The following is a 13,152-nucleotide window of genomic DNA, read 5'->3' on the forward strand; positions in this document are numbered from 1 at the left end:
ACTATACTTTTCTTCCCATTAAATTCTCGCCGAAAGTTCTCAAAATATCCTTCTTTTCAGCGTTAATATCCATTTTATCCAACGTTTCAAAAGCCTTAAAAGTGTACATTTCAATTGCTTCCTGAGTTGATTTTGAAGCGCCTGATTCGTTAAAAATTGCTTTGGCAGTTTCTATTTTTTCGGTATTATCTTCTAGTTGCAAACTGAATAATTTTTGTAATTCGGCAGCTTTTTCAGGAGTCGAAAATTCTAAAGCTTTTAGATATAAATACGTTTTTTTGTTTTCTATAATATCGCCACCAACTTGTTTTCCAAAAGTTTCAGGATCTCCAAAAGCATCCAAATAATCATCTTGAAGTTGGAAAGCCAATCCTAAATTCAGTCCGAAATCATAAATTAAATCGGCTTCTTTGTCAGAAGTTTTGGCTACAATCGCGCCCATTTTCATGGCAGCAGCAACCAAAACAGCTGTTTTGTATTCAATCATTTTTAGGTATTGCGGAATCGTAACATCTTTACGAGTTTCAAAATCTACATCCCATTGCTGTCCTTCGCAAACTTCAAGCGCTGTTTTGCTAAATAATTTGGCAAGATTTCTAAAAACAGTCGGTTCGTATTGTTCAAAATATTGATACGCTAAAATCAGCATAGCATCTCCAGAAAGTATCCCCGTGTTTAAATTCCATTTTTCATGCACGGTAACTTGTCCTCTTCTTAAAGGCGCATCATCCATAATGTCATCATGAACCAACGAAAAATTATGAAAAACTTCAACCGCCATTGCTGCCGGAAGCGCCATCGAATAATCAGTGTCAAAAACTTCTGCGGCCATTAAAGTCAAAACAGGACGGATGCGTTTTCCGCCAAGTCCTAAAATGTATTCTATAGGTTCGTAAAGATTTTTAGGCTCTTTATGTATGTTTTGGCTTTGGAGATAATTGATGAAAAAATCTTGGTACTGACTTATATCGTGCATAATAAATTCTGATTTCGAGGCTCAAAGATACAATTCAAATATGAATTTCTAAGGATGAAATGTTAAAACCGCTTTAATCACCTAAAAACGGCTTTTAACCATTCTCATTTCTAAGATGTTAAAATTTTTTAGAAAAAACTTGGAAACTTTTTTGGTATTCAGAGTTTCCTGTCTATATTTGCAGCGTAATAATGGAAACTAAGAACACTGAAAAAGTTTCCGTTGAGAGTTTTAAAGATTAATAAACTCAATTAAATCAAGTATTTATGAAAACAAAATGGACTTTAGATTCTAGCCAGTCAGATGTTTTATTGAAAATGAGACGTTCAAGAACTGCTTATTTGGGAGGAGATGCAAATAAATTTGATGGATATGTGAATATTGAAGACAATGAGATTGAAGATGCTTCTGTTGAATTCTCATTAGATATCAATAACAAAAATGAGAGTTTCCAATCTATAGATGCTTATTTGCAACTTCAAGATTTTTTTGAAGAAGATGAGCATCCGATTATTAGCTTTAAATCGACTTCATTTCAAAAAGTAAATCAGAACATTAATTTTTTCAAAGGTGATTTAACTATAAAAGATATTACAAGAGTAGTTGAATTGGATGCTGAATTTCTAGGAGAAAATATTTATAACGGAGAAAAGAAAGTAGCTTTTGAGATTAAAGGAAATATCAAACGCGAAGACTTTGGCCTAGATTTCAACTCTTTTAATCATTCTTCGGGTACTGCCTTAGGTAAAGAGATTAAGCTTATTGCCAATTTAGAGTTTGGCATATAAATCTTACCGAATAAATAAATTAATGTAAAATTATTACAAATAAATCGGAAACTATTTTTTTGATTTTAGTTTCCAAAGTATATTTGTAAGGCAATTCGAGTATTTAAAATGAAAGAGAAGATTATTGCAAAAGCAAGCGAGTTGTTTTTAAAGCTTGGTTTTAAGAGTGTTACAATGGACGATATTGCAGGTGAAATGTGTATTTCGAAAAAAACGATTTACAAATATTTCTGTAATAAGGAAGTTCTGATTGAAGAGAGTACTTCGTTAGTCCATGGTCAAGTGCACGAAATCATGGATACCATTATTGCTAAAAATTATAATGCTATTCATGAGAATTTTGAGATTAGAGAAATGTTTCGTGATATGTTTAAAAACAACATGGACACTTCGCCAATTTATCAGTTAAAAAAACATTATCCAGAGATTTATCAAAACATTTTGTCTTTTGAAATTGAACAATGTACTCAATGTTTTAGAGAGAATATCGAAAAAGGGATTCGTGAAGGACTTTATAGGAGCAGTCTAAATATAGAGGTTTATGTTAAGTTTTATTACACACTAATTTTTCATATAAACGAAAATACGGTTTCTGAAAGTGAAGCACAAAGAATAGAGTTGGAAGCCTTAGAGTATCATACTCGTGCAATGGCGACTGAAAAGGGAGTAGAGGAATTAGAAAAGCAATTAAAAAAAATTAGAAATTAATTATTATCCAAATTGTCGTCATTTTTCTGGGAGAGTTGTAAAAGATAAAATGACGATGCCATCTCAAATTTTTAAAATAAATATTAACTACTTATGAAAAGAATCTTTCTTATTGTTTTGTGTACAATAGGCTTATCGGCCGCCGCACAAACCACTACTTTAACTCTGAAAGACGCGGTCAATTATGCACTTCAAAATAAAGCTGATGCAAAAAAAGCAAAACTTCAGGTTGAAAATAGTGAGTACCAAATTCAAGAAATACGTTCGAGAGCTTTGCCTCAAATTAGTGCAAACGGGAGTCTTACTTATAATCCAGTAATTCAGACAACCGTTATTGATGGAGCAGCTTTTGGTGCGCCAGGAACCACAATTCAAGCGGCTTTTGGTCAAAAATGGACATCAACTGCTGGAGTTTCTCTAACTCAGGCTTTGTTTGATCAATCGGTTTTTACAGGTTTAAGAGCAGCAAAAACAACACGCGAGTTCTATCAAATTAATGATCAATTGACTGAAGAACAAGTTATTGAAAGAGTTGCAAATAACTACTATTCAGTTTATGTACAAAAAGAAAGATTGGTGCTGTTAGACAGTAACTATGTGAATACTGAAAAAGTTCGCGAGATCGTTCAGGGTCAGTTTGATAACGGGTTAGCTAAAAAAATAGATTTAGACCGTATCATCGTAAAAATGTCTAATATTGACACAGAGCGCCAACAGGTTAAAAATCAAATTGAACTGCAGGAAAATGCATTGAAGTTTTATATGGGTATGCCAATTGAAACTCAAATCGTAATGCCAAAAGAAGAATTTGAAGTAGTTCCTGCAGCTTTAACACAAGAGCCAAATATTGAAAACAGAACAGAATATCTGCTTTTGAAAAAACAAGAAGAACTTTTAGTTTTCAATAAAAAAGCGGTTGAAGCTGGGTATTACCCAACACTTTCTCTATCTGCAGGTTATAATTATATCGGACAAGGACCAGAAATGCCTTGGTTTACAAAACCAGATAAAGGAGTTTATTGGTCTGATTTCTCAGCAGTTGCTTTAAACTTACACGTTCCAATTTTTACAGGTTTTGGAACTCGTGCAAAAGTAAGACAAGCAGATGTTCAAATCAGAGAACTTCAAGAAGATATTAAAGACACCAAACTTTCTCTTGATTTAGATTATAGAAATGCAATGGCGCAAATCAATAATAACCTTGTGACTATTGAAAACCAGAGAGAAAACATGCGTTTAGCGCTTGATATTTTATCAAATACCAAAAACAATTACCTTCAAGGTTTAGCATCTTTAACCGATTTGCTAGACGCGCAAAATGCATCACTTGAAGCACAAAATAACTTTACAAGAGCAGTTTTAAATTATAAAATTGCCGAAGTATCTCTAATCAAATCGAAAGGCGAACTAAAATCTCTTACTAAATAATAATTTATTACAATGAAGAAAATAATTATAACAGTCGTAATCATAATTGTAGCTTTTTTTGGAGTTAGCTACATTTTAAATAAGAACAAAGCAGAAAACGAAGCGAAAACTGCCATCGTAGCAGAAAAAAATGCAGCGGTTTCTGTAAAAGTGGCTACAGTAAAAACAGAAGATGTTAACTTAGGCTTTACTGCAAACGGAAACTTCGCTCCAATTCAAGAATTGACATTCTCTGCTGAGAAAGCTGGAAAAGTAATTAGTGTTTTAGTAAAAGAAGGTGACTATGTAAGAGTAGGTCAAACTCTTTTAACAGTAAGAGGCGATGTTATCAACGTAAACGCTCAAGCAGCTGAAGCAGCATATCAAAATGCAAAATCTGATTATGCGAGATATGAAAATGCTTTTAAAACAGGCGGTGTTACAAGACAACAATTAGATCAAGCAAAATTAGCTTTAACAAATGCTCAATCTAACTATACTCAAGCTAAAATTAATGTTGGAGATACAAGAGTAAAAGCTCCAATTAATGGATACATTAATAAAAAATATATTGAGCCAGGTTCTATTTTAGCTGGAATGCCTGCAACTGCTTTATTTGATATTGTAAATGTTTCTAAATTAAAATTAACAGTTACGGTAAACGAAACTCAAGTTGCTAGTTTAAAATTAGGCCAAACAGTTGACATTACTGCAAGTGTTTATCCTGATAAATCATTTAGCGGAAAAATTACTTTCATCGCTGCAAAAGCAGATGCTTCTTTAAATTTCCCTGTTGAAATCGAAATTACAAACAACGCTAACAACGACCTAAAAGCAGGTATGTACGGAACAGCAAACTTTGGTGCTAAAAACCAACAACAAAACTTAAAAGTGGTTCCTAGAAATGCTTTTGTTGGAAGTGTGAGCAGCAATGAAATCTTTGTTGTAGAAAATGGCGTTGCTAAATTGAAAAAAGTGGTAGCTGGAAGAATTTTAGGTGATAAAGTTGAAATCATCAGTGGTTTGAATGACGGAGAAGTTGTAATTGTTACAGGTCAAATCAACTTACAAGACGGAAATAAAGTAGAAATTATCAAGTAAGCTTTAAGCATTAAGCTATAGGCTATAAGCCTTATTGCCAAAACCTATAGCATTGTGAAAAAAATGAATTTAAACCTTAAAGCTTAAAGCATACAGCCTAAAGCTTATAGCATTAAAAAAATATGAAATTAGCCGAAATATCCATAAAACGTCCGTCGTTGGTAATTGTATTGTTTACAATTCTGACTCTTGGTGGATTGTTCAGTTACAGCCAATTGGGCTACGAGCTGATCCCAAAATTTGAAACCAACGTTATTACGGTTTCAACTGTATATCCTGGAGCTTCTCCAAGTGAGGTTGAAAATACAGTAACAAAGAAAATTGAAGATGCGATTGCGTCTCTTGAAAATATCAAAAAAATCGATTCGAAATCTTACGAGAGTCTTTCGATTGTATCGATTACATTGACTTCAAATGCTAATGTTGATATTTCGATGAACGATGCTCAGCGTAAAATCAATGCCATTTTAAGTGATCTTCCAGACGATGCAGATCCGCCGTCATTAACTAAATTCTCTTTGAGTGATTTACCAATTATGACACTTGGTGCGAATGGAAAAATGGACGAAGCAGCGTTTTACGATTTGATCGATAAAAAGATTGCTCCCGTTTTATCTCGTGTACAAGGGGTTGCTCAGGTAAATATTATTGGTGGTCAAGAGCGTGAGATTCAAGTAAACCTTGATGCAGTAAAAATGCAAGGTTACGGACTTTCTGTTCCGCAAGTGCAGCAGACTATTTTAACTTCGAATCTAGATTTCCCAACAGGAAACATTCAGACTCGTAATCAAAAAATCCTGATCCGTTTAGCAGGTAAATATAGAAACGTTGACGAATTAAGAAACTTAGTAGTTTCTTCTAAAGACGGAATCCAAATTCGTTTAGGTGAAATTGCCGATGTTCAGGATACGCAAAAAATCGCAGAGAAAATTGCACGTGTAGATCAAAAAAGTGCAATTGTACTTCAAATTGTAAAACAATCAGATGCCAATGCCGTTGCGGTAAGTGAGCAGTTGATTAAAACGATTAAAACTCTAGAGAACGATTACAAATCGGCTCAATTAAAATTAGAAGTAGCCAAAGATAGTACTGTCTTTACTCTTGAAGCAGCAGATTCTGTTGTACACGATTTATTAATTGCGGTTATTCTGGTAGCATTTGTAATGTTGTTCTTCTTGCACAGTATTAGAAACTCTTTAATCGTAATGGTGTCTATTCCAGCATCTTTGATTGCTACATTTATTGGTATTTATTTGTTGGGCTACACGCTTAACTTAATGTCTTTACTTGGTTTATCTCTTGTAGTTGGTATTCTTGTGGATGACGCGATTGTGGTATTGGAGAATATTTACCGACACATGGAGATGGGTAAAAGCCGAATTCGTGCAGCTTATGATGGTACTGCCGAGATTGGTGCAACCGTAACTTCGATTACATTAGTAATTGTGGTGGTGTTCTTGCCAATTGCAATGAGTACAGGATTGGTATCGAATATTATTACACAATTCTGTGTTACGGTAATTATCTCTACGATGTTCTCTTTATTGGCTTCGTTTACTATTATTCCTTGGTTATCTTCTCGTTTTGGAAAACTAGAGCACATTGAAGGTAAAAACCTTTTCGGAAAAATTATCTTAGGATTTGAAAGCTACTTAACTCGTTTTACTAACTGGGTTTCTAACTTATTGAACTGGTGTTTAGATCACTATATTAAAACAATGGTGGTTATTATCGTAATGTTCTTTGGTACGATCTTCTGGTTAATGGGAGGCGGATATATTGGAGGAGAGTTCTTCGCGTCATCTGATAGTGGAGAGTTCTTAGTACAAATCGAGATGCCAAAAGATGCTTCGTTAGAGCAGACTAACTTTATGACGCAAAAAGCAGAAGCTTTCTTAAAAGGAGAGAAGTATGTTTTCAGCCAAATTACAACTGTAGGACAAACCAGTGAAGGTTTAGGAGCAGCTCAGGCAACGGCTTATAAAGCGGAGATTGACGTTAAAATGATCGATCAAAAAGATCGTACAGACGACGCCAACGTATATGCTGCAAAAGTAAAACGTAAATTAGAAAAAGTTTTAGTTGGAGCCAAAGTAAAAACAGTTCCTGTAGGTATCTTAGGTACTGCTGAGGATGCAACCTTAGGTTTGATCGTGACAGGTCCTAACGTAGAAAGCGCGATGAAATTTGCTAAAATGGCTGAAGCAGAGCTACGTACTATTCCTGGAACAACTGAGATTAAATTAACAGTTGAAGATGGAAACCCAGAGATCAACGTTCAGGTTGACAGAGATAAAATGGCTGCTTTAGGACTAACGCTTCAAACAGTTGGTTTAACGATGCAGACAGCTTATAGCGGTAATACTGATGGTAAATTTAGAGCTGGTGAGTACGAATATGACATCAACATCAAATACAACGAATTTGATAGAAAAAACATCACAGACGTTAGTAACTTGATTTTCATCAACAATGCAGGTCAGCAAATTAAATTAAATCAATTTGCAACAATTACCGAAGGTTCTGGACCAAGTAAATTAGAGCGTAGAGATAAAACAGCTTCTGTAACCGTACAAGGACAGAATGTTGGGGTGCCAGCAGGAACAATCGTTCAGCAATGGCAAGCAAAATTAGATAAATTGCAAAAACCAACTGGAGTTAACTACATCTGGGGTGGTGACCAAGAGAACCAATCTGAAGGATTTGGTACTTTAGGAATCGCATTATTAGCGGCTATTATCTTGGTTTATCTTGTAATGGTTGGATTATATGACAGTTTCGTTCACCCGTTTGTTGTATTGTTCGCTATTCCGCTTTCGTTCATTGGGGTTTTATTTGCACTTGCATTAACAAACAATACTTTAAATATCTTTACCATCTTAGGGGTAATCATGTTGATTGGTCTGGTGTGTAAGAATGCGATCATGCTTGTCGATTATACCAATCAGCGTAGAGCAGCAGGAGAGTCTATCAGAAATGCCTTGATTCAAGCCAACCACGCTCGTTTGCGTCCGATCTTGATGACAACCATTGCGATGGTGTTCGGTATGTTCCCAATTGCATTAGCATCTGGAGCTGGAGCTGAATGGAAAAACGGATTAGCATGGGTAATCATTGGAGGTTTGATCTCTTCATTATTCCTTACGTTAATTGTGGTTCCTGTAATCTATGATATTATGGAGAAAATCATTAGAAAATTCTCTAAAGGAGAAAAAATCGACTACGAAGCTGAAATGCATGCCGATTATGTTCATGCCGAATTAAGCGATGACGGTTTTAATCCAAAACATACCCATTAATAGTTTTAATTTTTGATAGAAATTCCGAAGTCCGAAATCGGAATTTCAAAATGAAAAATCCCAGATTCCAAATCCCGATGCTTCGGGAGGAATTTGGGATTTTTTTAATCAAGGCTAAAAATATTTCACGCAGATTTTACAGATTTTAGCAGATTTAATTAGAAAAAATCTGGGTTGATCTACTTAAATCTTTTTTAAATCTGCGTGAAAAAATATACCAGTTTTAATAAATTCTATACTAAAGTTCTTCAAATTGGAGTTTGGGATTTTTTTATAGTTAATTGAAAAATCTGTTTATTTGCATCACCTTACAAAAAAACATTATGCTACAAAAAGACAAATCTGCAGCGATTGGTTTTATTTTTATAACCATGTTAATAGACATTACAGGATGGGGAATTATAATTCCTGTAATACCAAAATTAATTGAAGAACTGATTCACGGAGATATCAGCGAAGCCGCAAAAATTGGTGGTTGGTTGACTTTCGCGTATGCGATCACGCAATTTGTTTTTGCTCCCGTAATCGGAAATTTAAGCGATAAATTCGGAAGAAGGCCAATCATCTTAATTTCCCTTTTCGGATTTTCATTAGATTATCTTTTATTGGCATTTTCGCCAACTATTGTTTGGCTTTTTATAGGAAGAATTATCGCTGGAGTTACTGGCGCAAGTATTACTACTGCTTCAGCTTATATTGCGGATGTCAGCACTCCCGAAAACCGAGCTAAAAACTTCGGATTAGTAGGTGCCGCTTTCGGATTAGGATTTATTATCGGACCTGTTATTGGCGGACTTTTAGGTCAATACGGATCACGTGTTCCTTTTTACGCCGCTGCCATTTTATGTATGGTAAACTTTCTTTACGGATTTTTCATTTTGCCAGAATCGCTTAAAAAAGAAAATCGCCGACCTTTCGATTGGAAACGCGCCAACCCAATTGGAGCTATTTTAGGTTTAAGAAAACACCCAACATTGATTGGTTTAATTGTAGCTATATTTCTTTTATATGTAGGTTCGCATGCGGTTCAAAGCAATTGGAGTTTCTTCACGATTTACCAATTTAATTGGAATGAAAGAATGATCGGAATTTCATTAGGAATTATCGGTCTATTGGTTGGAGTGGTGCAAGGTGGTTTAGTACGTTACATCAATCCAAAAATAGGAAATGAAAAAAGCATTTACATCGGTTTAGCCTTATATACAATCGGAATGCTACTGTTTGCTTTTGCAACAGAAAGTTGGATGATGTTTGTGTTTTTAATTCCGTATTGTCTTGGTGGAATCGCAGGACCAGCCCTACAATCTGTTGTGGCAAGTAAAGTTGCACCGAGTGAACAAGGAGAAATTCAAGGAACTTTGACCAGTTTAATGAGTGCCTCTTCTATAATTGGTCCGCCAATGATGGCCAATACATTTTACTTTTTTACGCATGATGATGCACCATTCAAATTTGCAGGAGCACCTTTTATTTTGGGTGGAGTTTTAATGTTGCTAAGTACAGTTGTTGCTTATTTTTCATTGAAAAAACATGCCGTTGCAAAAACTGAAATCGAGAGTCAAGAAATACTATAAAACTAAAAAGTCTTCATTTTAATGAAGACTTTTTTATTATTTGGAATTTGGTCCCGAAGTTTCGGGATGGAATTTGGAATTTCATTATTTTAAATACAAATAATAATTATAATAATCAATTATTGCTTTTCCTTCCAATAAAAGATCAGCACCGATAATGCCGTGAACAGCTTTTGCCTTAAAAGATTCTAAAGCTTCGTTTACATGGGAAAGATCAAAAATTACGATACTAAAATCTTTGCTTTTCCAACTTCCTAATTGCAGTTTATTTTGAGATGAAATCTGTGTTGCCATTCCAGTTCCGCCGGCTCCAGAAGCCTTTGTTTTAGAATTTTTTGCAGCAAGTTCAAAACGTTCAATACATTCAAAACCTACGCAAGTATTGGATGCGCCTGTGTCTAAAATGAAATTTCCAGAAATGCCATTAATCTTGGCTTTAATCTGCAAATGCTGTGTTTTGGTTATTTTAAACTTTATTTTTTTGTAGTTCTCTGTTTTGAGAATTTCGTGAAGATTTTCCATTCCTGTACTGATTGAAACCCAAAAATAAACCAATTACAGCCAAAAAACTAATGATGTAATAGATATAATTTGAAGACTTTTCAGGTTGTTCAAGAGTGCCATAGTATACAAAAGCACTCCAATAATAAGGCGATTTCTTTGCATTTGGAATGTTTTCATCTTTTAAAAATGCTCTTTTTGCATTTGCTGCTGCCTGTACAAAAGAAGAATCGTGTTTTATTTCTTTATAAAAATAATCCATAAAAACAGAAGTCGTATAATCGTTGACGTTCCATAAAGAAAAGAGCAGATTTTGTGCTCCAGCAAACTGAAAACCTCTGGCAATACTCATTGCTCCTTCACCTTTATACAATTTTCCAATTCCAGTTTCGCAGGCGCTTAATACAACCAAATCGGGGTTGAGCTGTAAACTGTATAATTCAGAAAACAGAATTTCTCCGTCATGAAATTTGATACTCGCAGGAGTTTCAAGATCTCCCGAAGAAGCATGCGTACTGAGATGAATAATCGATTTTCCTATGGCATTGTTTTTAAAGTTGAGAAAAGTAGCATCTCCATTCTCAAAAAATTGGCCATCAAAATTATGTTTTATAGACTCTAACTCATTTTTAGAAAAACGTAGAGCATAATTGGTTTTTTCGAAAATAGGGAAAAGGCCTAAAACATTCGTTGTTCCATTTGAAAGTGCATTTGCATTCAAATATAATTCTGCAGAGTTATTGTATGCAATGTCAAATTTATCCAACAAATAATGCATTTTAGTAAAGTTAGACGTGTTGGAAGTTTCGCTTACTAGCGCTTCAAAAGGCAAAAAAGACAAAATTCCGTCAGGAACAATAATTAAGTTTTTATGCTTTCCGATTTTTGGAATTTGAAGTTTCTGATAAACTTTATTTCCAAGGATATTATACTTTTTAGGATTGCTGGAAATTGCCGACGGATCTTTGAAAAGTTCAATAAATGAAAGCAATTCTGGAAAAGCTTTATGATCTGTATCAATCTTATGCAATGTAATTTTTTTATTTTCAAGAGTGAAATTGTAGATGCAATGATTTCCAAAAAAATACTCGATCAATACCGCTTTGTCTTTTTCCAGCTTTTCATAAAGCTTAGCCAAATCCAATTTAGAATTTGTGTTTTGATTGGTTTTGTTCTGCTTTGTTTTTAAAAGCAACATCAATTCATTTTGCTTTTTAACAGCTTCATTGATTTTAGAAATATCGGCGGCTTCCAATTTTTGCTGCTCTTTTAGAATCGTAGTACTCCAGTTTTGAAGCTGCTGTAAAATCAGTTTTTCTTCTCTTGAAATAGTTTCAATATTTTTAAGATGCTTTTTTAAGACAGCAGATTTTGTTTGTTCTGAAAGCAGAAAAGCACTTTCGATATAATTTGCGTTTCGCTCTTTTTCATATAAAGAAAGATAAATTTCAATGCATTTTTCGGTTCTGTTTCGGTTTCTAACCTGAGATATAATTTTAGAATTTTCATAAACCAAAAGCGACTGAATCATTTCTTCAATCTTAAAAGCAAAGCCATAACTTTTCAAAGCATTTTTAGGCTGATTTTCGGATAAATAAATCAAAGCTTGTAAATCTAAAGCATCTAATAAAACCGTTTCTGCATAAAGCGAATTCTCGTTTGGAAGCCTATTTTTTGAAACAGAATAATTAGGAAGAAGCGTTTTATATACTATTTCTAGATTTTTCTGCGCGTCAATTATATCACCTTCAGAAAAAGAAATAAAAGCAGCTTCATAATAAAATTGTCCTATTTTTCGAGGTTCTCGTTTCGGATTTTTATTGAATTCAGTTTTAGCTTTTTCGAAATATTCAGAAGCCTTTTTAAAATCGTTTTGATCTAATTTTAATTGCGCTAGATTTCGATACGCATTGGCTAAGGTTTCAGATTGCGTTTTGTCATTTTTTAGTAAAGAAACGGCTTTCAAGAAAGAATTCTCGGCTTCTGATTTTTTGGCTGACAAAACATAATTTGTTCCTAAATTATTGAGTAAAACACCTTTTTGAACAGCAGAAAGTTTTTCGGTTTGAATTGTTTTTTCTATTAAGTCGATTGCTTTATAGATGTTTCCTGTATTTTGATAAACGTTAGAAAGATTGAGAATTGCAGCTGTTTTTTGCAATTGGTTTTTCTCCAGATTGGCAATAAAATAATACTGCTTTATAATATTTTCTGCGTTTTCATAATCGCCCAAAATTGTATATAAATTGCCCAAAGGCTTCAGGCAGAATTCAATAATATCGTAATTAGAAAGTTTGTTTTTCTGATAAAGCAACCAAGCTTTTTCGTAGCTTTTTACCGCTTCTAAATTCTGTCCAAACTGATTTTCATAATAAGCTTTATTGCAGTTTAAAATAACAATGGCCAGTAATTCGTCTTTAGTTTTAGGGTTCGCGGTTTTCCAAAAATCACTTTCTGTATTTTTTAAATTTTGTAACGCTTCTGCGGAAGGATTAGCAGTAAAACTATCAATAGCATTATAGATTTTTTCAGCCTGATGCTGTCCAAAAACATTTAGACTCAGGAAAAAGATTAAACCATATAAGCGATATAAGTTCATATTAAGCTGTTTTTTTTATTCCACAGAGATTCGCAAAGTTTTTCGCAAAGACACACAAAGATTAAAATTAACTTAGTGTATCTCTATGTAGCCTTTGTGTATCTCTGCGTAACATTTTATCCAATTATATATTCCACAGAGATTCGCAAAGTTTTTCGCAAAGACACACAAAGAATTAAAATTAACTTTGTGTATCTCT

9 protein-coding genes are annotated in these 13,152 nt (G+C 34.0%); 6 read left to right on the forward strand and 3 right to left on the reverse strand.

Annotated elements, in window-relative coordinates; genetic code table 11:
* Window position 1: 1 nt before the first annotated feature.
* Window positions 2-976 carry a polyprenyl synthetase family protein gene (locus J7574_RS03505; protein WP_290964292.1) on the reverse strand — a complete coding sequence of 325 codons (975 nt, stop codon included), beginning with the start codon at window positions 974-976 and terminating at the stop codon, window positions 2-4.
* Window positions 977-1,242: 266 nt separating this feature from the next.
* Between J7574_RS03505 and J7574_RS03510 the strand changes: the two genes are divergently transcribed.
* The 6 genes from J7574_RS03510 (at window position 1,243) to J7574_RS03535 (ending at window position 9,853) form a co-directional block, all read left to right on the forward strand.
* On the forward strand, window positions 1,243-1,764 hold the full coding sequence (locus tag J7574_RS03510; protein ID WP_290964295.1) for a YceI family protein: 522 nt from the start codon (window positions 1,243-1,245) through the stop codon (window positions 1,762-1,764).
* A 108-nt stretch (window positions 1,765-1,872) separates the two neighbouring features.
* Window positions 1,873-2,472 (forward strand): TetR/AcrR family transcriptional regulator, encoded by a 600-nt coding sequence (locus J7574_RS03515; protein WP_290964298.1) that lies wholly within the window; start codon window positions 1,873-1,875, stop codon window positions 2,470-2,472.
* Window positions 2,473-2,565: 93 nt separating this feature from the next.
* A complete protein-coding gene (locus J7574_RS03520) occupies window positions 2,566-3,900 on the forward strand; it encodes a TolC family protein (protein ID WP_290964301.1) in 1,335 nt (444 codons plus the stop codon).
* Window positions 3,901-3,912: 12 nt separating this feature from the next.
* Window positions 3,913-4,980, forward strand: coding sequence for an efflux RND transporter periplasmic adaptor subunit (locus tag J7574_RS03525; RefSeq protein ID WP_290964304.1), 1,068 nt, complete (start codon window positions 3,913-3,915; stop codon window positions 4,978-4,980).
* A gap of 122 nt (window positions 4,981-5,102) precedes the next feature.
* Window positions 5,103-8,279 carry an efflux RND transporter permease subunit gene (locus J7574_RS03530; RefSeq protein WP_290964306.1) on the forward strand — a complete coding sequence of 1,059 codons (3,177 nt, stop codon included), beginning with the start codon at window positions 5,103-5,105 and terminating at the stop codon, window positions 8,277-8,279.
* Between the two features lie 323 nt (window positions 8,280-8,602).
* Window positions 8,603-9,853, forward strand: a complete 1,251-nt coding sequence (locus J7574_RS03535) for a TCR/Tet family MFS transporter (RefSeq protein WP_290964308.1) — start codon at window positions 8,603-8,605, stop codon at window positions 9,851-9,853.
* Between the two features lie 84 nt (window positions 9,854-9,937).
* On the opposite strand, the gene J7574_RS03540 is transcribed toward J7574_RS03535, so the two are convergent.
* The gene (locus tag J7574_RS03540) at window positions 9,938-10,375 is read right to left on the reverse strand and encodes a retropepsin-like aspartic protease (RefSeq protein WP_290964311.1); all 438 of its coding nucleotides are present in this window, start codon (window positions 10,373-10,375) and stop codon (window positions 9,938-9,940) included.
* Complete coding sequence (locus tag J7574_RS03545) at window positions 10,320-12,953, reverse strand: CHAT domain-containing protein (RefSeq protein ID WP_290964314.1); 2,634 nt, start codon at window positions 12,951-12,953, stop codon at window positions 10,320-10,322. Before J7574_RS03545 ends, J7574_RS03540 begins: the two co-directional genes overlap by 56 nt.
* Window positions 12,954-13,152 lie beyond the last annotated feature (199 nt).

The sequence above is a fragment of the Flavobacterium sp. genome (assembly GCF_017744675.1).
In the GTDB taxonomy this organism is placed as follows: domain Bacteria; phylum Bacteroidota; class Bacteroidia; order Flavobacteriales; family Flavobacteriaceae; genus Flavobacterium.